Source organism: Gallionella capsiferriformans ES-2 (assembly GCF_000145255.1).
GTDB lineage: Bacteria > Pseudomonadota > Gammaproteobacteria > Burkholderiales > Gallionellaceae > Gallionella > Gallionella capsiferriformans.
Genome location: NC_014394.1, coordinates 2,238,619 through 2,262,674 on the forward strand (window position 1 = coordinate 2,238,619; position 24,056 = coordinate 2,262,674).

A 24,056-nucleotide genomic window follows, 5' to 3' on the forward strand; every position below is an offset into this window, starting at 1 on the left:
CGGTTAACTTGATTCATTCCCCCTCATACGGAATGCATACAGACACACGCGTTCCTTTGCCCGGAGCGCTGCTTACTCTGGCCTTCCCACCAAGCATCAGCGCGCGCTCCCGAATACTCAGCAAACCAAAAGATCGACCTTTCTGCTCCACTTGATTAAAACCGATGCCATTATCACCAACCACAATCAAAATCGATTTTCGACGTATCGTGATATGCACCGTCACCCGGGTGGACTTTCCATGTTTAGCTACATTATTCAGCGCCTCCTGAACGATGTGAAAAATGGTTAGCGATTGTTTCTCATCCAAAGATAACACGCTATCCGGCAAACTCAGCACACATTCGATTTTCATGTGCTGACAAAATTTTTTCACATAATCCTTAATCGCTGCCGAAATCCCCATATCAGCAAGCAGATTAGGCCTGAGCTCGGTGACAACCTGACGCATGACATGCATCCCGTCTACCGACAACTCAATCAAACGTGTGATTTCATCCGACAATTGCTGCGCATCGGCGGGCAATTTCGATGCCAGCCAGACGAGCCCCATTTTAATCGCAACCAAGGTAGCGCCCATCTCATCATGAAGATTAAGCGCGATTCTTGCTCTCTCATCCGCCCGGATATTCTCCAAATGCAGCGAAAGTTGTTGTAATTCCCGGTACGAATCGGCCAGTTTAATTTCAGACAGTTTTTGCTGCGTAATATCCATCGCAATGCACAGCACACTCGACTCACCATCCGGCATGGTCAGTGGCGTTTTAAGCGTGAGCTGCCAGCGCTGTTCGCCATCCTCTAGCAGGTAAGGCTCAATTTGACTGATTTCGCGTCCCCGCTCAATCACGTCATCATCTCCACCGGAAAAAACGGTCTGCTCGTACGATACACCGGCAATTTCCGCCAGCGTCTTGCCTATCATCTCTTTAGGCATCAGCCCTAGTAAGTCTGCCGAACTCTGGTTGGCTAACAAAAATTTTCCAGCGGCATCCCTGACAAAAATACAATTCGGATCGGTGTCGATCACCCGCCACATAAAATTTTTCTGTCTGCGTATTTCCTTTTCAGCTTCCAATCGTTCGGAAATATCCCGCACCACAGCCACAATGACACGCTCACCGCCCAATTCCTCCACGAGCTCCAACTGCACCTCCACTGGGAATTCAGCGTCATTTTTATGACGATGTACTGTCTCAAAACGTAACATCAGTTTTTCTCTCGTCAACAGGGGCGAGATAAATTTTCTGAACTCTGCTTCGGGCATCAGCGGAGTGATGTCTGCGGGCGTCATGGTACGCAACTCTGAATTACCATAGCCTACGCTGTTGATTGCCTCCTTATTGGCATAAACGAAATTCAAGGTATCAAGCTGAAAGATAAATATCATGTCCAGCGTGCTATCCAGAATATGACGCAGCCGGATTTCCCTGTTCTCGGCAAGTTTTCGCTCGGTAATATCACGAGCAATACCCAACACCCCGACCATTCCGCCTCGTTCATCCCGCAGCGTCGTCTTGATCGTTTCCAGCAACACAGGCTCATCCGCGTCTGCAAAACGCACCCATTCTTCGTTGATCACAGGCTTATCGGATGCCATAGCCTCCTTGTCCTTCTGACGAAAAGCCTCTGCCAAATCCGCATCGACAAAATCGTAATCTGTCTTGCCGACTATGTCCGCCTCCCTTGCACCGAAGAGGCGCTCGAATTGCGCATTGCAGTTAAGAAAAACGCCCTCCCTATCTTTCAGCCAGATCATGTCGGGTATGGTCTTCAACAAAGTCTGCAAACGCATACGCTCATCATTGAGCTGTGTCTGAACCCGATTTCGCAGCTCGTCCCCTCTTAATACCCCAATACCATAGGCCAGATTGACAGCGAGATCCTCAAGCAGGGATATTTCATCTTCATTAAAGGCATAAGGTTCTGACGAATAGAGGGCTAGCACACCCAGCACGCAACCATTCGCCTTGAGCGGCAAGGCGATGCTCGAATGAAAGCCGCGTTCAAGGGCCGCTTCACTCCAGGGTGCTAACGCCGCAGTACTCTGAAAGTCCTGATTGACCTGTGTCACCCCATTTCGGATAGCAAGCCCGACAGGCCCCCTGCCCCATTCCGTATCCGCCCAACTTATCTGACTCTGTTCCAAATATCCCGCGTCATTTCCATAACGCGCGGCCATGCTCACGCGTTTATTCTCATCCTGCTCGGCGTAGCCTATCCAGGCCATAAGATAATCACCGACTTCAACAACGAGCCGGCAAATTTCGTTCAATAAACCGATTTCATCCGTACTGTGCAGCATCGCCTGATTGCAGGCACCTAACAATCTAAGCGCACGATTAAGTCTGTTTTGCTGCACTTCAGCCTGTTTAAGTTCGGTGATATCCACCGCAATGATCAATACATGCACAGAACCATCAGGCTGTTTCAATGGCTTTCTGACGGTCTGAAACCAGTGAACCTGGTTATCGCGTGATAGATGACGTTCGATTGCCACCCACTCACGGCAATTTTCGATCACATCACGATTCGCTTGGGTAATTTCACTGAGCTCGAGTAAGTCGCAGGTCAGATCGGAACTACATTTGCCGATGATGCTTTCTGTTGTAAGTCCATAGCGTCTCGCCATCGCCTCATTGGCAAGCAGAAAATGTCCCCCGGCATCTTTGACAAAAATCAGATTAGGGTTGCCGTCCATCACCTGGCGGATAAATTCCTTTTGCCGGATAAGCTCGCCCTGCGCCCGATGACGCTCGGTCATATCGCGGACAATGGCTTGCTGAAATTGTTTACCGTCGATGTCGACCACCCGGGTACTTGTCTCTACCGGGAAGGTTTCCCCATTCTTGCGCAGATGTACGGAATCGAAACGCATCGCCCCGGATTCCATAGTTTTTCTAAAATCTTCAGCGACCGTCGATGCCCACCGCTTCTCCCGCAAGTCGAAAATACTCAACGTCGAAAATTCTTCTGCGGTATATCCGTATGACGCCATCGCACGGTCATTGAAATCGACAATTTTCCCCTTTTCATCCACCAACAAAATGATATCGTTGGCGTATTTACTCAGATAGTGCAGGCGCTTCATCACCATTTGATGTTCAAAATCACGGCGGGATTGCTTTTTTTCCTTGCGCCACCCGTAAGCGACCACCCCGATACCGGACACGACAAGAAACGCCATAAGCAACAGCATCCAGTTTACCAAACGATGGATCGGAGCATAGATCTCAGACTTATCCACCTTTGAGACTATAAACCAAGAGGTTCCTTCCACGCGGCCCACCACGCTCACCACCGGCACACCCCGATAATCGACGCCTTCAGCCACCCCCTCGCGCCCCAGCACGGCCATCGACGCTGGCAACTCTGGATTCAACGGCAGTCGAAAATCACCTGGCACATTCCTCAGGTGACGCAATTCGTTCAGGTAAAGCACTTGATCGCCGTCACGGCGAACCAGTAAATTTTCCGCCGTCGAACTGGGCGTGGGCCAGTCTTGAATAAGCGGAAACAGGAAACGCTTTGGATCAATGCGAAACACGATAGCGCTCAGCGTGCGAAACTGGCCATTACTAATTTGCCTCAACGGGATGATCAGCTCAATATCAATCCCTGCTCCCGAGTCCGTGACTGCAGACTTCAGGTCGGAAAATGCAATATTCCCGCGCTGTATACTATCGAGCAACCGCGCCCTTTGAGATTCCAGCAGTGGCGATTTCCCCTTGTTTGACGACAGACGCAAACGCGCCTTATCGTCAAACAGCGAAACAGAATCACAACCGTATGAAGCACAATGTTGCCGCTGCTTAATCAGGCGCTGCGCCAATCGCCCGCCTGTCTTATCATCGGTATGTTGAAGCCAGTGATCAACCGCCTCCACAAACAAATCATCACGTTGAAGCTCAAACGCATCCTCTCTGCGCTCGCCCATCCAATTAACGAGTTGACGGGTTTTCAATCGGGCAATTCCGCTTAACACCCCCAACTGCTGCTGTTTGATATCTTCCTTATAGCCCTGAAAAACAAGATAGCCGCCAAGCAAGACGGCAATAGAAAAAAAGAGAATAAAATCATTTCATTGCGAAATCTATTCGCAGATTTTTTCGAATACACGGCCCCGGTGACTTCACTTACTGAATTGTTACCCGCCCCCGTTATTCTCATACGACCTCATTATGAAATATTCATCTTAACTGCATCTCCGTACACGTGGAATTCGCATAAGCATTCGTTTATCCGGTTGGTCAGCCATCGCTGCGCAATCCCCAAGAACTAAAAAGGCATGAAAGAAAATGTACAGGAGCGAGTTTCATCATCAGGGGTCGCTATTTGCTATACCGGTTAGTAAAACCATTCGTTAGGATTTTATCCAGATCAAGCAAACACCCCTAGTCTACAGAGTTTGTGTGGGGGGAAATATAGGACAAACACCGATAATCTGCTACCAAATTCACTGAACGGATATTGAGCCAAGCACTGATATTCACCTCCCTGGCGCAATGACAGAATGACATATAGCCAAAACAATTTCAGCGGGAAATTGCCATGAATATGCTCTGTGAATCGAATATAAATACACCGCAATCTTCCCCTCAGGCGGCGCAATGCGTCGCTGAACCGGCGCACAATTTCATGCAACATTCCTTTGATCCGCTCACTGAAAGCCAACCCACTGCTGGCGTAGATATTGTCCTGAGCATGAACCAGCAACAATCGCTTAACCATCTCGTGGACACTGGCGAATTCGGGGCGCGGCAAATACTGCTTATTGACCAGATTAGCAAACACTATGCGCAACGAGGGATTCCCCTGTTCGACTTAAACCGATCAATCAATCGCGGCATTACAGATGCTCTGGACAAATTTGAAGAGGTCAGCGACTATTGTTTCTCATCCTATTTCGTGCACTGCCTCTACTATTACATTGAGCACATGCTTCTGAGCAGGAACACAACTGCCGGATCGTTTCAAACGAAACGAGCACCGGCGCTTTCATTTGACAACCCTGCCCACCAACGCTCAAAAATGTAACGCCCGTCCCTTATTTAAGACTTTATTCTGGATTAACGAACCCGATGAGTGGAGTCACAAACTGTCAGAGTGACTGCCAAATGAATGAACCTGATGCCGAGTTCTATCATCTGAATCCTTCAGTAATGAGTCTGACACGCTCACCGCTAAGCAGTGCCTGATATCCTCCCGTACCAAGATTAGATCGGGCTAACAAAAAAGCAAGCCGCCATTCGACATCTTAAAGGGGAATTAAAGGATGTAGTCGAATGACCGACTATTCCCTAATGTGACATCAAGAATTCTCAATACGCCAATATTAATCAATAAGTTATTACTATCGAACGACCAAAATGCTGAAATTCTCATCGGCCCATAATCACCAATATTTCCTTGAAGTGAAAATCTCCCTGCTAAATCATTTTTCGTAGCGAAATCTTGCCTAAAAAAACCTGCATTACCTACATTGCATTGCACAAGCCAACCCCGTCGCTCCAGAAGGCTACATACCTCTGCCAAAGTTGTGCCTATTGGCGTTTGCGCAAGCAATGCCTCTCGAATACTTGAGTTATGCATAAACACCTATTCCCTAGGTAATAAAGCATGAATAAATTTTATAGAATTACTTTTATCTGCAAAATAGGACAAACACCTAAAATATCCATGGAATCACAAGCAGATTTATCGGACTTCGTTAAGTCAAACACACACAGCGCCTCTTTACCTCAAGGGTTGCACCCTGAGCACCGCCACAGCGCGCTATTGATGACCCACGATGCCGCCACACAAAAACGAACAAACTATTGTGACCCCGACGCTAGACTCCAGTGATATTTTTGTGGTACTTTTAAAATCATCTCGCGCGCAAGCCTAGTGTTTATGCGGATTGTAGAGAGCAGTATGATTTCCTATAGCCTATCGTCGGCCCCATAAAAATCACACGATCACTCAACACGCCAGAACAGCGCGACCGCTTTTTTGAGATAACTCGCCGCTGACCAACTATCCAGCGGGAAACTTTGCAGGGGGTGGCATGACCAATGCTCAGCAAGTGAAGCGAAACAGCTGGATGCTGCCAACGCTTGCCGGATTGATGTTGTTAGCGATGACCGTCTGGTACTTCACGCGCACCGCTCCGCCTCTCGTTCAGCTAGTCAAAGTTACCCGCGGTATGGTCGAGGCGAGCGTCAGCAATACGCGCGCAGGCACAGTAAAAGCCTGTCATCGTGCAAAACTCTCCGCGCCCTCGGGCGGTCAGATCGCACACCTGCTAGTGAAAAAAGGCGAACGGGTCAAGGCCGGTCAAATCCTGCTGAAACTCTGGAACAACGACCTAGAGGCGCAGTCAGGCCTCGCGCGTGAACAGCTCGTCACCTCAAAAATGCTGTCCAGACAATCCTGCCTGCAAGCTGACTTGGCTGAAAAGGAAGCCGAACGTTCGCGCCAGTTGCATACAAAAGGGTTCATCTCCAACGAGGGGCTGGATCAGCGAGTATCCGCCGCTCGCGTGGCCCGTGCCGGCTGCGAGGCCGCAACAAGCCAGATCGAACAGAGTCAATCCCGCATTACGGCGGCCAATGCCGCCCTTGACCGTATGGTATTGCGCGCGCCGTTTGACGGCATCGTTGCCGACATCAGCGGTGAGTTGGGCGAATACGCAACGCCCTCGCCGCCCGGCATACCAACCCCGCCCGCGATTGATTTGATCGATGACCGCTGCCTGTTCGTCAGCGCGCCAATCGACGAAGTGGATGCGGCCCGGATCAAGACAGGACAATTAGCCCGCATCACGCTCGATGCGATCAAGGGCAAGTCGTTCGCAGGCCGCGTTAAACGCATCGCCCCCTATGTGCTGGAGCTGGAAAAGCAGGCGCGCACCGTGGAAGTGGAGGTGGATTTTATTGAGCCGCCCACCACCGAAAACCTGCTGACAGGCTACAGCGCGGATGTCGAAATCGTGCACAGCGCACGTCAAAACGTGCTGCGCATCCCAACCCAAACGCTGCTCGAAGGCAATCGCGTGCTGCTCTACAGACCGGACGGCGTGCTCGAAGCTAGAACCGTGACAATCGGCCTTGCCAACTGGGAGCAGAGCGAAATCACTGCTGGACTTAATGAGGGCGATCAGATCGTCCTAACGCTCGATCAGGCAGGCGTTAAGGCGGGCGCAAAAGTACAAACAAAATGATACAGCTCAGCGAAGTCAGTCGCAGTTTCTCCGTTGGCGGGCAGACCGTCTCGGCACTGCGCAACATCGATTTATCGATCGCTGCAGGTGACTATGTTTCCATCATGGGCCCCTCGGGTTCGGGTAAATCCACCCTGCTCAATCTGCTCGGCCTGCTGGATCGGCCAAGTTCAGGCACCTATAAACTGGATGGCGGCAATGTCACGGCGCTCAGCGACGAGCAACAGGCTCGCGTGCGCAGCGAAAAAATCGGCTTCGTATTTCAATCCTTCCATCTGGTGCCACGCCTCTCCGCCGCAATGAACATCGAGCTGCCGCTGATTTTAGCCGGCATACCGGTCGATGAGCGACGCAGGCGCGTTGCGCAACTGCTGGAAAATTACGGCCTGACCGAACGTGCCGACCACCGACCCGACCAACTCTCGGGTGGACAGCGGCAGCGCGTGGCCATTGCACGGGCCACCAGCATGCACCCTTCCGTGCTGCTGGCCGACGAGCCTACAGGTAATCTTGATCAGGCCACGGGGCGCGAAGTCATCAGTTTGCTCGAGCAACTAACAGAACAGCAAGTCACCCTGATCCTCGTCACCCACGATCCGGTCATCGGCGGACGCGCAAAACGCCAACTGCACATGGTAGACGGGCAGATCATCAGCCAGATCGAATCATGAGACACCTCGACGTCGTGCAGTTTGCAGCAGCGAGTTTGCAGGGCAGCAAAACAAGAACCCTGTTGATGATCCTCGCAATGTCGATCGGCGTTGCGGCCGTGGTGGTGCTCACCGCTTTAGGTGAAGGCGCGCGCCGCTATGTGGTCAATCAGTTCTCCTCTCTGGGCACTAATTTGGTTTTGGTGTTCCCCGGTCGCACCGAAACCGCCGGCATCGGCCCCGGCATGCTGCTGGGTCAGATCCCCCGCGAACTCTCGCTGGACGATGCCCTGGCGCTGCTCCGAAGCCGCGCGGTGAGCCGCATCGCCCCGCTGACGGTTGGCTCCTCGCAGATTTCAAAGGATGCGAAGAACCGCGAAGTGATCGTATTGGGTTCGACGGCCGATCTCCTGGCCGTGCGTCACATGACGCTGGGCCGCGGGCGTTTTCTGCCGCCGGGCGATATACATGCCAGCGAGTCGGTCTGCGTGCTGGGCGCAAAGATCAACAGCGAACTGTTCGGCAAGGAATCCGGCGTGGGGGCTTGGGTCCGGCTAGGCGACCGTCGTTTTCGGGTGATCGGCATCATGAGCAGCCAGGGCGAATCGATGGGGTTTAATACCGACGAAATCGTCATCGTGCCGGTTGCATCGGCCCATATGCTGTTCAATACCTCAGGACTGTTCCGCATTCTGGTCGAGGCCAAAAACCGTGACAGCATCGAACAGGCCAGGAAAGATGCCGAAACCATCCTGTTTGCCCGCCACAACGGCGAAAAAGATGTCACCGTCGTCACGCAAGATGCCGTACTGGCCACCTTCGATCGCATCCTGCGCGCACTGACGCTGGCGGTCGGCGGCATCGCCTCAATCAGTCTGGCGGTGGCAGGCATCCTGATCATGAACGTGATGCTGATCGCCGTCTCGCAACGGGTGCAGGAAATTGGTCTGCTCAAGGCGCTCGGCTGCCCGGCTGCCAAAATCCGCACCCTGTTCTTTACCGAAGCCGTCCTGCTCTCCGGCATCGGCAGCATCGCGGGTCTGGTGATAGGCGAAGCCGGCGTACTGGTCATCGCGCGCCTGTACCCGTCATTGCCGGTCGCAGCCCCCTGGTGGGCCGTTTTGGCTGCGGTCGCAACGTCGCTCGGCACCGGCATCCTGTTCAGCGTATGGCCTGCGCGCCGCGCTGCACAATTAGACCCCGTGACCGCCCTGGCAGGACGCTGATATGCGACTCCCCGACCTGATCCGCCTGACCACTTCAAGCTTTCTGGCCTACCGAATGCGCAGTTTCTTGACCGCGCTGGGCATCGCGATCGGCATCACGGCCGTCATCTTGCTCACCTCGATCGGCGAAGGCTTGCATCAGTTCGTCTTGTCCGAATTTTCCCAGTTCGGCACCAACCTGATCGCCATTCAGCCGGGTAAGACGCAGACGCAGGGCGGCAACGCGGGCATCTTCGGCTCGGTCAGAACGATTTCCCTCGAAGACGCTGAAGCATTGCGCCACTTACCCAATGTCGAATATGTCAATCCCAGTGTGACGGGCAATGCCGAACTGCGCGCCAATGGAAAAACGCGCCGCACTACCGTGATCGGTGCCGGACACAACCTGCCGCAGGTGCTCTCAAGCAGGATGCAAAGCGGCAGCTTTTTGCCCGACGATGATCCGACTCAAGCACGCGCGCAGGTGGTACTAGGCGCTAAAGTCCGTCAAGAATTATTTGCAGGACAAAATCCGCTCGGCAGCTATCTGCGCATCGGCGGCCAGCGCTACCGTGTCATCGGCGTCATGGAACCCAAGGGGCAGATGCTAGGCTTCGATATGGATGACACCGTGTTTATCCCGGCCGCCCGCGCGCTGGAACTGTTCAACCGGCCGGGGCTGATGGAAATTCAACTCAGCTACAAAGCCAGTGCGGATCTGAACAGCGTGACGCGCGCCATCACCGCGAGGCTTAAAGATCGTCACGGACGGGAAGACTTCACGCTGATTCCGCAGGAGAAAGCGCTTGAAGTGTTAGGTTCCGTGCTCGACGTGATCACCTTCGCGGTAGGTGCGTTAGGCGGCATTTCGCTCTTGGTCGGCGGCGTCGGGATTTTAACGATTATGACCATGGCGGTCAGTGAACGCACCGCAGAAATCGGCCTGTTGCGCGCATTGGGCGCACGCGAAAATCAGGTGCTGACGCTGTTTCTGGGCGAAGCGATGTTGCTATCTGCCTTAGGGGGGCTAGCTGGACTGGCGCTCGGCGTCGGGATCGCTCAGGGGTTGCACCTGTTCATCCCGGCCCTGCCTGTGCACACGCCCTGGCTGTTCGCCGTGCTGGCAGAACTCTCGGCGGTTAGCATCGGTCTGGCGGCCGGCGTCATCCCCGCCCGTCGCGCCGCGAGATTAGATCCGGTAGACGCACTCAGAACAGAATAAGTCAGGACAGGTTTTAGCGCAGCAGACTCGCCAGCGTCAGCATAAACAGCATCAGCATCATGAACAGGACCGAACGCCACACCAAGCGGATGGTACTCTGCAGCGCCGCGCTACCCGTTTGCTCTCCGACACCCAGTTCAGCGCGTTCAATACGCTGTCCCGCTTGCATCACAGGCAAGCCAAGACGCACGCCGGATGCACCTGCGGCACTGGCCAGCAATATCCCCGTTTCGCTGTCAGGCCAACTCGCAGCCTGAGAGCGCCAGCAATACACGGTATCTTCGAAGTTTCCGACAATAGCAAAAGTCGCCGCCGTCAGCCGGACAGGCAACCATTCGATACGCACAGACATCTGGCAGGCGTAATCACAGAATTTCGACTCATCCTCGTTTAGCTCATCTGCCCAGTGCGTGCGCAAGGTACGCACAGCACAATACAACAAGGCTCCCGCCGCCCCTCCCGCACCGGACAGGCTGAAAATGACGAACCAGACGATCACACCAAACAGATGCTGCAACGCGGCAAGCAGTGACGTTTCAATCGTCACGCAAGCAACTTGCTCGGCATTGAGCTCATCCACCGGCTTGCCGCATAAAGCCGAAAGCATTGCGCGCGCCTCAACCAGCTTGCCGCTCTGCAACGCCTGCTGAATATCGGTGAATCCATGGCTAAACCGGCCAAAGCCAAAACTTAGATACAGCGCCAGTATATTAAACAGCAGCGCGAGTATCGGGTGCAGGTAAGACAGCCCCCAGAACACGGCTGTTGCGGCGAAGAGAATGGGCAAAATCGCCAGCCACCAGGCGGCCTTGCCGTGACTGTACTCACCTGAATTAAAGTGCTGCTGAAAATACTCAAGATACCCTGACAGCCAGCCACTCAGGTGCTGGCGGGTATGCAGCGGCTTGAGCTGTTCGAACAACAGCGCGACGATCAACGAAAACAGGCTCATGGCATCAAAAAAAGTGTCCGGATAACAGAGTGTAAAGATAGCACAGCTACTGGTTGGCGGTGCCTGTTTCCACCAGCGAAAGGAATTCAGCAGGAAAAAAAAACCGCATGGCTTTCACCCTGCGGTTTTTTTAAAAATCTACCTTGCAATATTAACTGGATAGTTTACTTGCAATTTCCAGCTCTGCCGCCGCCCAGTGGTCGGTGGTGCAGCCTTGAAAACCGGAGCGCTCGGCGATGTAATACGCAGCGGTTTCAACCATGCGGTAACGCTCCTGTGCGGAGGGTTGTGCAATGGCCTGCTTATCTGCTGCCTTGGCCTTAGGAGCCGCTTTTTTTGCAGCAACTTTCTTAACCGGTGCAGCAACCTTTTCAGCCTCTGGAAATGGCCATACGGCGGCTTCAACCGCTTTGGTTGCGGGCGCCTTTTTTGCGGCTACTTTTTTGACTTTCACTTCACTAACTGCCGCAACTTTACTGGCAACCACTTTTTTCGCGGCTGGACTCTTCTTTTCTTCTACCATGATCGCAATCTCCCTAGTGATGTTTCAAAAAATTTACGCAATCGCATGATATTGCGCAGACTCTCTCTAGTCAACTAATACTCAAATTGCAAGCGTTTGTTACAAAATAATTACCGGATATAGAAAATTAAAAGCATTTAAAGCGCAACAGCCACAACTAGTTTTGACGCTCGCGCAACGCAACCCTGGCAAGATACGCATCCCTTGCGATCTGCACATCTTCCAGAAAATATGGCAACTCATCAAGCAACATGGCTTGCGGGCCGTCCACCAGCGCCTTAGGCGGTTGAGGGTGAAAATCCACCAGCACCATATTCGCACCGGCCAGTACCCCCTGGGCCGTCACATGCATCATATCCATGATGCCATCAGGTGACGCGGCACGAGACCCTACCGAATGAGACGGATCTACGCACACGGGCATACGGGTTAGGCGTTTGACCACCGGCACATGTGCGAAATCAACAAAATTCCGGTGCGGATCGGCCATATTAGTCTTCATTCCGCGCAGACAGAACACCACATTGCGATTGCCTTCGGACGCCAGATACTCCGCCGCATTGAGCGATTCATCCAGCGTGATACCGAATCCGCGTTTGAGCAACACCGGCATCTTGGTCTGGCGTCCAACGATTTTGAGCAACTCGAAATTTTGCGTATTGCGCGTGCCAATTTGCAGCATCACGCCGGTCGCCTCCCCCGTCTGATGCAACGCCTCGTTGATTTCATCGACATGCGACTCGTGGGTGATTTCCATCGCCATCACACGAATTCCATACTTGCCCGCCAGTTCGAAGACATAAGGCAGACAATTCTTGCCGTGCCCCTGAAATGCGTAAGGACTGGTGCGCGGCTTGTAGGCGCCCATCCGGGTGCAGACCTGACCGTTGTCGCGCAAGGCTTTGAGCATAATTTCAACGTGTTCGCGATTATCCACCGCACACAGACCGGCGAAGACATTCAGGGTATCTTGACCGAATCGCACGCCGTTGTATTCGAAGTGCGTGGGACGCTGATCATCACGGTGCCGCCCGAGGATGCGATATTCCTCCGAGACGCGCACGACACGCTCAACGCCCGGCAGGCTTTGCATATCCGCGATATCCAACGATTTTGTATTGCCGATTAAATACAGCTCCGTGACGCTCTGTTCATCACCCCGCTCCACATGCACGCGCGTCTGTATCCCGGGCAGGCCCGCCAGATGCGAGAGCAACGCCTGATATTCCTGCGGTTTTTCGGAAACGGTCGAACTTAAAATAAGTATCATGATTTATCCTTAGGAATATTTGATAAGCCCTTTTGCCGCAGCCGGCAGTTGCACGATATCGCTGATTTTCAGATCGACACAGGCAGGATACCGGTTGCCGGCATTAACCCAGACCGTCTGCATCCCCAGTCGTTTGGCCGCCTGCAGATTTTCCAGGCTGTCTTCGACCATCACGCAGTGCGACGCACGCACCCGGTGACGGCGCATCACATGCCTGAATCCGTACAAATCAGGCTTAGGCCGATAGCGCGTATGCTCGACCGCAATGACGTCATCGAAAAGGTCCGCCACTTTCAATAATTTCAATACCGCCAGCGCGTAATGGCGCGGGGCGTTCGAAAAAACGACTTTTTTGCCGGGCAGACTGCGCAATACCGCACGCAGGCGGGGGGCGCGAACGACCATGCGCTCTAGCTCCGGAAACTGATGGGTGTGATACAGGAAGTGATCGGGATCGGTGCCGTGATGGCGCATCAGCCCGCTCAAGGTTGCGCCGTACCGGTGCCAGTAGTGCTGACGCAACGCGTTCGCATCGGCTTCGGACAATTGCAGATGCTCTTGAAGGTAGGCGGTCATGCTGCGATTGATGTGCGGAAAAATGTGCGCACCAGCATCGTGCAGCGTGTTGTCCAGATCAAAAATCCACAACACGCTACTTGCTCTTGATCAGTGTACCCACACCCTCGTCGGTCAGAATTTCCAGCAACAGGGCATGCTGCACCCGGCCGTCGATGATGTGCACCGAACGCACGCCGCTGCGCGCCGCATCGAGCGCCGAGCTGATTTTAGGCAACATACCGCCGGACAGCGTGCCATCGGCAACCATTTCGTCGATTTGCGAGGGAGTCAGCCCGGTCAGCAGTGTGCCATCTTTGTCCAGCACCCCCGGCGTATTGGTCAGCAGCACCAGCTTTTCGGCGTTCAGCACTTCCGCCAGTTTACCGGCCACCACGTCGGCGTTGATATTTAAAGTTTCACCGTCAGGCCCGACACCGATCGGTGCGATGACAGGAATGAAATCGCCTGAATCCAGAAAAGAGATGATCGACGGATCGATTTTATTGATATCGCCAACCAGGCCGATATCGAGCATTTCACCCGGCACTTTATCGCTTTCCAGCAGCAGTTTTTTCGCGCGGATGAACGAGCCATCCTGACCTGTCAATCCTACCGCCTTACCACCGTGACGGTTAATCAGGTTGACGATGTCCTTGTTGACCTTACCCAGCACCATCTCAACCACATCCATGGTCTCTTCGTCGGTGACGCGCATACCCTGAATGAAATGCCCTTCCTTGCCGACGCGCTTGAGCAGTTCGTTGATCTGCGGCCCGCCGCCGTGCACGACGACCGGATTCATGCCGACCAGTTTCAACAGCACCACATCGCGCGCAAAACCTTCCTGCAACGCAGGATCCGTCATCGCATTGCCGCCGTATTTGATGACGATGGTCTTGTCGAAAAAACGCTGAATATAGGGCAGCGCCTCGGACAGCACGAGGGCTTTGAGTTCCGCAGTGGCTTGAGACAACGGCATGATTTTTCCTTAAAAAATGATAAGCGGTATTGAAATCCAGCGAATTTCAACTCACCAAGGGTTCAGGCAGGGATGAAATCCAGTGGACTTTAACTCGCGGTCAATTTTACACCAGAAGAAAAATCATGTCGCCACGATAAAGCGGCTACAGTCTTTAATGATGCATATGCTCGTGCGCACCACCCACCAGCGGCGTAATCTCTGCGCTGGCATCGATTTTGAAGTCCTTGTCGCCGACCTTAACGTTCAGCGTCAAAGGAACACGCTCACCCGCCTTGAGTGACGATTTCAAACCCATCAGCATCAGATGAAATCCGCTCTCGCCCAGCGTCACACGGCGGCCCGCGGGCAAGTCGATCACTTTTACCTGACGCATCGTCATCATGCCGTTTTCATGCGACATGCTGTGCATTTCTGCCGTTTTGCAGGCAGGACTGGAAAAACCAACCAACTGCGCAGCCTTTGCACTGACTATCGTCAAATCCACCATCGCGCTGTCTTGCCCGGGAGCTGTTGCGCGTGACGATGCGCCCAACACTTGAATGTCGCTTGCATAAACACTGGCCGTCAGCAACAACGCGCCCAACAAACCGCACACTTTGAACAATTTATTCATGATCAGCTACTCATCAGGTTTTAAAGCGCGGATTATACCCCCGGGAAATCACCCGTGGCGGCATCAATACCCCACTGCGACAATATGTCGCACCCGCCCGCCAGATTCTGCGATTACAATCCGCCACATGAACCTCTCTTCTGCTTTGCCCGGCCATATCCAGCTGCGCCGTCTGGTCAACCTGCGCAGTCTGGCTGTTGCAGCCCAGGCGCTCACCCTGCTGGCCGTATGGCAAGGGCTTAAAATCGAACTCGAGTGGTTGCCGATGCTAGCCTGCATCGCAACGCTAGCCACGCTCAACCTGCTCAGTTTTATCAGGCTGGGCAACCGTCGCCCGGTCAACGATTCCGAATTATTCGCACAACTGTGCATCGATGTCATCGCGCTGAGCATCCTGCTGTATTACGCGGGCGGCTCGACCAATCCCTTCGTCTCGCTATACCTGCTGCCGCTGGTCATCGCCGCCGCAACCCTGCAGCCGCGTTTCACCTGGGGCATGGCAGCGCTGACCACCGCCTGTTACAGCCTGCTGATGGTGTATTACATTCCCTTGCCACACAACCAGCACGACATGAGCATGCAGCACGACATGGACATGAATATGAGTACGGAGATGGATAGCGCCTTCAACACCCATGTGCTGGGCATGTGGCTGGGCTTTGTCATCAGTGCGGTAGTGGTGGCCTATTTCGTCGTAAAAATGGCGCAGGCGGTACGCAAACGCGACGAACTTCTGGTGCAAGTCAGGGAAGAAATCCTGCGCAACGAGCGCATCGTCGCATTAGGTACGCAAGCGGCAGGCGCCGCGCACGAACTAGGCACCCCGCTTTCCACGATGGCCGTCATCATCGGCGAATTGAAGCACGATTCCTTGCTACCGGAACAACAAGACAGCCTGAGCCTGCTAGACGAGCAGGTGCGCGCTTGCCGCCGCATTCTTGACAAAATGATGCACAACGCTCAGGACAGCGGGAGCATCACACGCACTGCCGCTGACGAACTGATCAGCGAAGTGCTCGACGAATGGCAACTGCTGCGCCCCACGGCTCAGTATCGTTATCACGTCGAAGCAAACGCGCCATTAATCAACGTCGATGTGACGCTGCGCGCGGCGCTGATGAATCTGCTCAACAATGCAGCTGATGCAAGTCCTGACGCCATCGAGATCAGCACGCGCCACGACAACGTGAATTTCATCCTTGAAATACACGATCACGGCGCTGGGCTAAGCGAAGAGGCCGCCCTCAAAGCAGGTTCCGCATTTTTCACCACAAAAACTGAAGGGCGCGGTCTAGGCCTGTTTCTGGCCAATGCAACCATCGAGCGTCTGGGCGGAAACGTACGTCTGTACAACCGTGAAGCCGGAGGTGCGACCACTGAGCTTAGCCTGCCGATCGCACAGGCATCATTATGAACACAGAGCACTTCTCATCGCGCGAAGATGCCGCCTCGCTACTGCTGGTTGACGACGACGCCACTTTTTGCCGCGTATTAAGAACCGCACTGGAAAAGCGCGGCTTTAGCGTCAGCGTGGCTCACAGCGTAGAGCAAGCCCTACCCATGGCGACCGACAATCCGCCCGAATACGCCATCGTCGATATGAAAATGCAGGGGGCGCCGGGGCTTGTGCTGGTGAAAGCGCTGCACGAACTCGATCCGAACACGCGCATCGTGGTGTTGACAGGCTACGCCAGCATCAACACGGCCGTTGAAGCCATTAAACTCGGTGCGACACAATATCTGTCGAAACCCGCTAACGCCGACGAAATCGTCGCGGCTTTCAGCCACGAGGCTGACAGCCATATCGTTTTTAGTGTGCCTGCAACCAATATCGAAAATCTGGAATGGGAACACATCCAGCGCGTCCTGCAAGAGCATGGCAACAATATTTCAGCCACGGCACGCGCACTCAACATGCATCGCCGCACGCTGCAACGCAAGCTGAACAAACCGCCTCCGGGCAAATAAGTCAGCTTTTATCAGAACAGTCCGTCGCGCTAAGCCGCAACTCACGTACCCATCCACTCGCAAAATCATGCGATCTCTCGTATATTGCGCAGTCGCAGCATTCATACGTACCTGAAGATGATTACTGAACACGCCAAACACTGGCTCACGCAAGCCCTTGCAAACATTGATGCCTTGCCGGCGATGCCGGCGATCGCATTAAAACTGATGGCACTGAAGCTCGACTCCGCTGCAGGCGAAGCGCAGCTGATGACACTGGTTGAGCAAGACCCGCAAATTTCCGCCAAACTGATCAGCCTGGCAAACTCGCCGTCGATCGGTCTGGCGCGCAAAGTGTGCAGCGTCGGGGAAGCATCCGTGCTGCTGGGTCTTGACCGCGTGAAAGCCGTCGCGCTGGGTATTGCAGTCATTTCCAATTTCCCGCAACTGCCCGGTTCACAAAACTTCGCACCACAGGATTTATGGCTGCACAGCCTGACGATCGCCATCGCGATGCACACGCTGTCGCTCTCAATGCCGGAACATCTGCGCCCCCAACACGATCAGATTTATCTGGCCGGACTGCTGCACGACATCGGTTACATGGCGATACATTATCTGGACAATGCGGCCAGCAACGAACTGCACCATCAACTGCGCCTGCAGCCGAAACGCCCGGTCATGGAAATTGAACTGCAAACACTGGGCGCGTCTCACTGCTATATCGGCGCACAACTGGCAAGGCAATGGAGCCTCCCGGAAGAGATTGTCACCGTACTGGGCTATCACCACGATCCCTATGTGGACCAGATAGCCGCCAACAATCCACTGGTACGCCTAGTCAATCTGGCTGAAAAATTACTGCCCAATTTTGGCATCACAGAATATTGTGGCAACGAAATCGGCGAACATGAATGGCGTGCTTTGGGCATAGCGCCGGAAAAAGCCGACGAATTGAGAGACAACATCAATGAACTCGCGATTCAAGCCGCCCAGATTGCCGATGTATTCTGAGCACGACATAAAAATTTACCCTGACTCGACGCGCACAACTTCAGCACATTGGTTAGAATAAACGCCTTGCTGCTAAAAAAATAAATTCAGGGAGAAAACACAATGGGTATCGCAGTTGACTTAAAGCTTAATATTTCACGTCTTAGCGCCTTACCCGCCATGCCGGCCATCGCTCAAAAGCTGTTGACGCTGGCGCTCGATACCGACGAAGGCGAAGCACAATTACTCAGACTGATCGAGCAAGATCCCCTGATTGCAGCAAAAATCATCGGTCTGGCCAACTCCCCCCTGTTCGGCTCATCGCGCAAGGTCAATTCGGTCAGCGATGCCAGCATGCTGCTCGGACTGACACGCGTAAAATCGGTCGCCATCGGCATCGCCACGATGTCTGCCGTCACTAAATTCCCCGGCGGCTTTCTCAAAGCTAATGATCTGTGGCAGCACAGCATGGCCATCGCACTCGTGATGCGCACCATCGCAAAAGCGATGCCCGCACGCGTGCGTCCACTCGATGACCAGATTTTTCTCGCCGGCCTGCTACACGACATCGGCTACATGGCGCTCAGTTTTCTCGACACACCGGCCAGCGATGCCCTGCACATCGCCTTACAGGCGAACCCTGAACGCCCCGTTGCTGAAATCGAAATGGAGCTCATCGGCATGACGCACGGCGAAATTGGCGCAAGACTTGCCCGACACTGGGATTTGCCCGAAGAAATCATCGCCGTGATGCGCTTCCATCACAACCCGGACGACGAAGAAGCCATGCCGGGGCAACCTCTGGTCAGCCTAGTCGCCTATGCAGAACGTCTGTTACCGGATTTTGTCATTGCCGAACTAACCGGGAAAGAGATCAGCGAAGCCGAATGGATGGAGCTTGGCATTTCACCGGACAAGGCTGAAATGATTATCGAACAAATCGCATCGATTGCCGAGCAAGCGCAACAACTAGCCGGCGCGGTATAGGAATAAAGGATTCAGTATCTAGGATTGAGCAAAGCGGCTTTTACTCAATCCTTCATTCAGAAACAGGAGCTTCAGCCCCGTAGTTTCGTGGGAATGCCCTTCACATGAAATAAAAGCACGAAGTGCGCCTATATTTCATGGGGAATGCCCCTGCGGCATTGCGGCATCAATTCTCAATCCTGCCGTTTAATCCTGCTTTTCAGCCTTGCAACTGCCTGTTGATCGCACTCAGCGACTGGATGACCTCGTGACAGGCAAGACTATACTCATTTTCGTACAGCGTCTTGGCACCACTCACGTCGCCCCCGTTGAGTTTTTCGATCACCACCGATGCCAATTGATGAAATTTTTGATGCGCTTCGTTCAGTTGCCAAAATGCTTCCATGTCGCGAAAAATGGCAAACGCAGCACCGTTAATCAGTCCACCCAGCTGACAAACCCCGTCCTGACCTAGCAGCGCAGCACCAAGCGGCTCATGACTCACGCCATGCACGTGACTGCCGAGCCGGTTTTTCCAAACCACATGCGCCTCGGCTGCCGCAACAATATTCAGGCGGTCACGCAGCCCCCGCTTACACCGACAATCTAACCCTGCCACGTCGCTCATCATCCCCCCCCATTTTCCGCTTTATATCCGTATCGTTTGACGGCTGGCCTGCAAAAACACAACCGATTTTTTGTAAGCACATCCCCATCGATGAACAATTGCTACCGCACACCGAATGAGCGTTATACCAGCCCGACCCAACTAGACATATAGGCCAAAAGGCCTAGCCCTTTGTAACTATGCGCTGTCGGCAACAGGCCATTAGAACCTCACAGCCGACAAATACACATTGCAGTTACGACTATCGCCCACCCGCACTCAAAGACTATAATTGAGCATTGTTATCACTCAAGCGATTATGAAATCCTTCCTGTTTTTCGCCGGTTTACTGCTCTCCTTCACAAGCTACGCGCTGCAACAGCCCGAGCCGCCTGTGCTGGCGTCCAAGTCTTACCTTTTGTACGACTTTTCCAGCAATCAGATCTTAGTCAATCAAAACGGTCATGCGCGTCTGGAACCTGCTTCGCTGACCAAACTGATGACGGCCTATCTGACATTTTCCGCCATCAAGCAAGATAAGCTAAAACTTGATCAAACCCTCACGGTGCCGGTTGATGCGCCCAGAAACTCCAGCGGCGAATCGCGCATGCTGCTCAAACCCGGACAATCGGTCACGGTCGATGAATTGCTGCACGGACTGATCGTGCAATCAGGCAACGACGCAGCCAATACGCTGGCCGTACAGATATCGGGCTCCGAAGCCACGTTTGTCGAACAGATGAACAAGGAAGCCCAGCGCATGGGGATGAAAAATACGCATTTTGTCAATCCGGTGGGCATGCCGAACGCACAGCATTACAGCAGTGCGTATGACATGGCGATTCTGGCGGCGGCATTGATACGCGATTATCCGGAACACTATCCGCTGTTTGGCCTGCGCGATTACACCTTCAACAATGTCACGCAAGCCAACCGCAACCGCCTGCTCTGGCTGGATCCTTATGCCGACGGACTGAAAACAGGACACACTGAAACGGCCGGATTCTGCCTGGTAGGTTCCGCCAAGCGCGACAAACGCCGCCTGATTTCGGTGGTTCTGGGAGCGGATTCCGACAATCAGCGCGCATCCGAGAGTCAGAAGCTGCTCAATTACGGCTTTCAGAGCTTTGATGCCGTGCGCCTGTATCAAAACAGCCAGCCCGTCACCAAAGTACGCGTATGGAAAGGAACGGAAAGCCATTTAGATCTGGGTTTCCGTCAGGATATCTTCCTAACCATTCCCAAGGGCAGCTTCGCGCAACTCAAAGCAACGCTGGAGACCCATCAGCCGATACTGGCACCGATCACCTCAGGCCAGCAGATGGGGGTACTCAAGTTATCGCTGAATGGTAAACCCTATGCAGAATTCCCGTTGATCGCGCTCGACAGCGTAACACTGGCGAACGTATTTTCACGCGGTTGGGACAGCATCCGCCTGCTGGTACAGAAGTACAATCCGCTGTAATCGCAGAGGAGATGCCGATGACGATCTATCTGAACGGTCAATACATGCCGGTTGAAGATGCGAAGATATCCGTGCTCGATCGCGGCTTCATCTTCGGCGATGGCGTGTACGAAGTCATTCCGGTGTATTCGCGCCGCGCGTTTCGCCTTGCCGAACACCTGCGGCGTCTGCAACACAGCCTCGACGAGATCCGGCTGCCCAATCCGCACAGCCTGACGGAGTGGGCCGACATCATCACCGGCCTGATCGCCGCCAACGAACCGGACGATCAATACCTCTACCTGCACATCACGCGAGGCGTTGCGAGGCGCGACCACCCCTTCCCTAATCCGCCCGTGCCGCCGACCGTGTTCGCCATGAGCAATCCCTTGCCCGCGCCAAGAGCCGGGTTACTTGGCGTGAGCGCAGTGACCGCCGTTGACAACCGCTGGCTGCGCTGCGACATCAAGGCCATCTCGCTGCTGCCCAATGTGCTGCTGCGCCAGATGGCAGTCGATGCCGGCTGCGCGGAAACCGTACTGCTCCGTGCCGGAACGCCGGGGGAGGCCGCCTTCCTCACCGAGGGCGCGGCAAGCAATATCTTCGTGGTCAAAAACGGCGTACTGCTCGCCCCGCCAAAAGGCCAGCTGATGCTGCCCGGCATTACCTATGATGTGATACTGGAAATCGCCGAAGCATGTGACATTCCGTACAGCGTCAGAAAAATCCCCGCTGATGAAGTCTTCGATGCCGATGAATTGCTGCTCACCTCCAGCACCCGCGAAGTGATGGCAATCACGCACCTCGACGGAAAACCGGTCGGTAACGCCGTTCCCGGCCCGATGTTCCATAAAATTTATCAGCTTTATCAAGAATTTAAGATTAACGTGATGCGCATCCAATGAATACAACACCCCAAATGCCGGTCATTCCGGAATCCGAAAGTCTGGTCGAATACCCTTCCGACTTCCCGCTGAAAATTTTCGGCCTGCAGCACCCGGAGCTTGCACAATGCGTGCTGGAAGTCGTCACCCGCCACGCGCCCGACTTCGAGGCGGCCAGCATGGAGATGCGCGCCAGCAAAACCGCGAAATACATCAGCCTGACCTGCACAATCCGCGCCACCTCGCGAAAACAACTCGATGCGGTGTATCAGGACTTGGTCGATCACCCACTGGTCAAGATGGTCTTGTGAGGAACGAGGAATGAGGAGCGAGGATAGAGAGGTGCAGCACGATGCGTCTATGAGTGCCGAACAAACACGCACTCATTACTCAATCCTCAATCCTGCTCTTCACTCTCTGGGGCTGGTCGAATATCAACCGACCTGGGAGGCGATGAAACGCTTCACCGATGAACGCACCCTCGAGACGCGCGACGAAATATGGCTGGTGCAGCATCCCCCCACCTACACGCAAGGCCTGGCAGGCTTACCCGAACATCTGCTCAATGCGACCGAGATCCCGGTCGTCAAGATCGATCGCGGCGGTCAGATCACTTATCACGGCCCGGGACAGATCGTCGCCTATCTGCTGCTCGACTTGCGCCGCTGGCGACTCAACGTCCGCGAACTGGTCAGCTTGATGGAACAGGCGGTGGTCGATTTGCTGGGCGAATACGGCGTAGCGGCAAAAAACCGCCTCGACGCCCCCGGCGTCTATGTCGGCAATGCAAAAATCGCCTCGTTGGGTCTGAAAATTAAACGCGGCTGCTGCTACCACGGCTTGGCGCTCAACGTGGACATGAACCTCGATCCGTACAACTCCATCAATCCGTGCGGCTATTCCGGACTGCGCGTCACGCAATGCGTGGAACTGGGCATCACCGCGAGCCTTAACGAGCTGCAAGCCGAACTGACACAAAACCTGGTCCACGGATTACAGCAACACTACCTAAAGAAAGCTGGCGTATGAGCAACAATGAAAACAAGCAAACCGGCGCGGCCAAAACGGCGCGCAACCCAATCAAAATCGTGCCCCTCCAGGAACGCCTGCGCAAACCCGAGTGGATACGCGTCAAGACCGCGTCCGGCACCGGCTACAACGATGTCAAAAAACTGCTGCGCGAACACAGCCTCGTCACCGTGTGCGAGGAAGCTTCCTGCCCTAACATCGGCGAGTGTTTCAGCAAAGGCACGGCCACCTTCATGATACTGGGCGACGTCTGCACCCGCCGCTGCCCGTTCTGCGACGTGGCACACGGCAAACCGCTGCCGCCCGACGCGGAGGAACCGGCAAACCTTGCGCGCTCCATCGGTCTCTTAAAACTCAAGTACGTGGTCATCACCAGCGTGGACCGCGACGACTTGCGCGACGGCGGCGCTCAGCATTTTAGCGATTGTCTGAGTGCGATCCGCGCCAGCTCCCCTGCGACCCGTCTGGAGATTCTGGTACCGGATTTTCGAGGGCGATTGGAAGAAGCGCTGGATGCACTGGCGCTCAGCCTGCCCGATGTGCTCAACCACAATCTGGAAACCGTACCACGCCTGTACAAACTGGCGCGTCCCGGTGCCGACTATGCGCACTCTTTGAAGCTGCTGCAGGATTTCAAAACCCGCTTCCCCGACATCCCGACCAAATCGGGCGTGATGCTGGGTTTAGGCGAGACCGACGAAGAGGTGCTGGAAGTGATGCGTGACTTGCGCGCACACGGCGTGAACATGCTGACCATAGGCCAGTACCTGCAGCCGTCTGACGGGCATTTGCCTGTACTGCGCTACGCCCCGCTGGAATCGTTTGCAATGTTCGAGCGCGAAGCGAAAATCATGGGTTTCGATCATGCAGCCTGCGGCCCGATGGTCCGTTCAAGTTATTTTGCAGACGAGCAGGCACATCAGGCAGGGGTCAAATAAACTTCCCGCACTTAAACATTTCAACGCTCATTTGTTGAGAGTACAATTGTCGCTATCAATTTTTTAACTAAG

The 24,056-nt window shown here is 54.2% G+C and carries 23 protein-coding genes; 14 read left to right on the forward strand and 9 right to left on the reverse strand.

Features of this window, described 5'->3' with window-relative positions; translation table 11 throughout:
* Nucleotides 1-13: 13 nt before the first annotated feature.
* The gene (locus GALF_RS10295; RefSeq protein WP_150102604.1) at nt 14-3,961 is read right to left on the reverse strand and encodes a PAS domain S-box protein; all 3,948 of its coding nucleotides are present in this window, start codon (nt 3,959-3,961) and stop codon (nt 14-16) included.
* A 587-nt stretch (nt 3,962-4,548) separates the two neighbouring features.
* Between GALF_RS10295 and GALF_RS10300 the strand changes: the two genes are divergently transcribed.
* Nucleotides 4,549-5,034: a hypothetical protein gene (locus GALF_RS10300; RefSeq protein ID WP_041938061.1), complete on the forward strand. Its 486-nt coding sequence runs from the start codon at nt 4,549-4,551 to the stop codon at nt 5,032-5,034.
* A 231-nt stretch (nt 5,035-5,265) separates the two neighbouring features.
* Here the strand turns inward: GALF_RS10300 and GALF_RS15585 are convergent, their stop codons facing one another.
* On the reverse strand, nt 5,266-5,589 hold the full coding sequence (locus tag GALF_RS15585; RefSeq protein WP_150102605.1) for a hypothetical protein: 324 nt from the start codon (nt 5,587-5,589) through the stop codon (nt 5,266-5,268).
* Nucleotides 5,590-6,046: 457 nt separating this feature from the next.
* Between GALF_RS15585 and GALF_RS10305 the strand changes: the two genes are divergently transcribed.
* Genes GALF_RS10305 through GALF_RS10320 form a run of 4 tightly spaced genes read left to right on the forward strand, consistent with a single transcriptional unit; the run spans nt 6,047 to nt 10,278 of the window.
* Complete coding sequence (locus tag GALF_RS10305) at nt 6,047-7,201, forward strand: efflux RND transporter periplasmic adaptor subunit (protein WP_013294001.1); 1,155 nt, start codon at nt 6,047-6,049, stop codon at nt 7,199-7,201.
* Nucleotides 7,198-7,872, forward strand: coding sequence for an ABC transporter ATP-binding protein (locus GALF_RS10310; protein WP_013294002.1), 675 nt, complete (start codon nt 7,198-7,200; stop codon nt 7,870-7,872). Before GALF_RS10305 ends, GALF_RS10310 begins: the two co-directional genes overlap by 4 nt.
* The gene (locus tag GALF_RS10315) at nt 7,869-9,077 is read left to right on the forward strand and encodes an ABC transporter permease (protein WP_013294003.1); all 1,209 of its coding nucleotides are present in this window, start codon (nt 7,869-7,871) and stop codon (nt 9,075-9,077) included. Before GALF_RS10310 ends, GALF_RS10315 begins: the two co-directional genes overlap by 4 nt.
* A gap of 1 nt (nt 9,078) precedes the next feature.
* A complete protein-coding gene (locus GALF_RS10320) occupies nt 9,079-10,278 on the forward strand; it encodes an ABC transporter permease (protein WP_013294004.1) in 1,200 nt (399 codons plus the stop codon).
* A 13-nt stretch (nt 10,279-10,291) separates the two neighbouring features.
* On the opposite strand, the gene GALF_RS10325 is transcribed toward GALF_RS10320, so the two are convergent.
* The 6 genes from GALF_RS10325 to GALF_RS10350 form a co-directional block, all read right to left on the reverse strand.
* Nucleotides 10,292-11,230 carry a CobD/CbiB family protein gene (locus tag GALF_RS10325; protein WP_013294005.1) on the reverse strand — a complete coding sequence of 313 codons (939 nt, stop codon included), beginning with the start codon at nt 11,228-11,230 and terminating at the stop codon, nt 10,292-10,294.
* Between the two features lie 151 nt (nt 11,231-11,381).
* Nucleotides 11,382-11,753 (reverse strand): DUF2934 domain-containing protein, encoded by a 372-nt coding sequence (locus GALF_RS10330; RefSeq protein WP_013294006.1) that lies wholly within the window; start codon nt 11,751-11,753, stop codon nt 11,382-11,384.
* 157 nt (nt 11,754-11,910) lie between these two features.
* Nucleotides 11,911-13,023, reverse strand: coding sequence for a 3-deoxy-7-phosphoheptulonate synthase (locus GALF_RS10335; protein WP_013294007.1), 1,113 nt, complete (start codon nt 13,021-13,023; stop codon nt 11,911-11,913).
* A 9-nt stretch (nt 13,024-13,032) separates the two neighbouring features.
* Nucleotides 13,033-13,674 (reverse strand): pyrimidine 5'-nucleotidase, encoded by a 642-nt coding sequence (locus GALF_RS10340; RefSeq protein ID WP_013294008.1) that lies wholly within the window; start codon nt 13,672-13,674, stop codon nt 13,033-13,035.
* 1 nt (nt 13,675) lies between these two features.
* On the reverse strand, nt 13,676-14,560 hold the full coding sequence (gene argB / locus GALF_RS10345) for an acetylglutamate kinase (RefSeq protein WP_013294009.1): 885 nt from the start codon (nt 14,558-14,560) through the stop codon (nt 13,676-13,678).
* Between the two features lie 154 nt (nt 14,561-14,714).
* The gene (locus GALF_RS10350) at nt 14,715-15,176 is read right to left on the reverse strand and encodes a copper chaperone PCu(A)C (protein WP_013294010.1); all 462 of its coding nucleotides are present in this window, start codon (nt 15,174-15,176) and stop codon (nt 14,715-14,717) included.
* Between the two features lie 127 nt (nt 15,177-15,303).
* Between GALF_RS10350 and GALF_RS10355 the strand changes: the two genes are divergently transcribed.
* The 4 genes from GALF_RS10355 (at nt 15,304) to GALF_RS10370 (ending at nt 19,103) form a co-directional block, all read left to right on the forward strand.
* Nucleotides 15,304-16,590: an ATP-binding protein gene (locus GALF_RS10355; RefSeq protein ID WP_013294011.1), complete on the forward strand. Its 1,287-nt coding sequence runs from the start codon at nt 15,304-15,306 to the stop codon at nt 16,588-16,590.
* Nucleotides 16,587-17,144, forward strand: coding sequence for a response regulator transcription factor (locus tag GALF_RS10360; protein ID WP_013294012.1), 558 nt, complete (start codon nt 16,587-16,589; stop codon nt 17,142-17,144). Before GALF_RS10355 ends, GALF_RS10360 begins: the two co-directional genes overlap by 4 nt.
* A 117-nt stretch (nt 17,145-17,261) precedes the next feature.
* The gene (locus tag GALF_RS10365) at nt 17,262-18,137 is read left to right on the forward strand and encodes an HDOD domain-containing protein (protein WP_013294013.1); all 876 of its coding nucleotides are present in this window, start codon (nt 17,262-17,264) and stop codon (nt 18,135-18,137) included.
* A 102-nt stretch (nt 18,138-18,239) separates the two neighbouring features.
* Nucleotides 18,240-19,103 carry an HDOD domain-containing protein gene (locus tag GALF_RS10370; protein WP_013294014.1) on the forward strand — a complete coding sequence of 288 codons (864 nt, stop codon included), beginning with the start codon at nt 18,240-18,242 and terminating at the stop codon, nt 19,101-19,103.
* A gap of 199 nt (nt 19,104-19,302) precedes the next feature.
* Here the strand turns inward: GALF_RS10370 and GALF_RS10375 are convergent, their stop codons facing one another.
* Nucleotides 19,303-19,713: a CZB domain-containing protein gene (locus tag GALF_RS10375; RefSeq protein WP_041938062.1), complete on the reverse strand. Its 411-nt coding sequence runs from the start codon at nt 19,711-19,713 to the stop codon at nt 19,303-19,305.
* Nucleotides 19,714-19,981: 268 nt separating this feature from the next.
* On the opposite strand from GALF_RS10375, the gene GALF_RS10380 reads away from it, so the two are divergent.
* The 5 genes from GALF_RS10380 to lipA are packed head-to-tail and all read left to right on the forward strand — an operon-like array spanning nt 19,982 to nt 23,984.
* Nucleotides 19,982-21,154, forward strand: a complete 1,173-nt coding sequence (locus tag GALF_RS10380; protein WP_223293691.1) for a D-alanyl-D-alanine carboxypeptidase family protein — start codon at nt 19,982-19,984, stop codon at nt 21,152-21,154.
* Between the two features lie 17 nt (nt 21,155-21,171).
* Nucleotides 21,172-22,038, forward strand: coding sequence for a D-amino acid aminotransferase (locus tag GALF_RS10385; RefSeq protein WP_013294017.1), 867 nt, complete (start codon nt 21,172-21,174; stop codon nt 22,036-22,038).
* Nucleotides 22,035-22,328: a YbeD family protein gene (locus GALF_RS10390; RefSeq protein ID WP_013294018.1), complete on the forward strand. Its 294-nt coding sequence runs from the start codon at nt 22,035-22,037 to the stop codon at nt 22,326-22,328. Before GALF_RS10385 ends, GALF_RS10390 begins: the two co-directional genes overlap by 4 nt.
* 10 nt (nt 22,329-22,338) lie before the next feature.
* Nucleotides 22,339-23,046, forward strand: coding sequence for a lipoyl(octanoyl) transferase LipB (lipB, locus tag GALF_RS10395; RefSeq protein WP_013294019.1), 708 nt, complete (start codon nt 22,339-22,341; stop codon nt 23,044-23,046).
* Nucleotides 23,043-23,984, forward strand: a complete 942-nt coding sequence (lipA, locus tag GALF_RS10400; protein ID WP_013294020.1) for a lipoyl synthase — start codon at nt 23,043-23,045, stop codon at nt 23,982-23,984. The genes lipB and lipA overlap by 4 nt, the downstream gene beginning before the upstream one ends.
* The last annotated feature ends 72 nt before the right edge of the window (nt 23,985-24,056 follow it).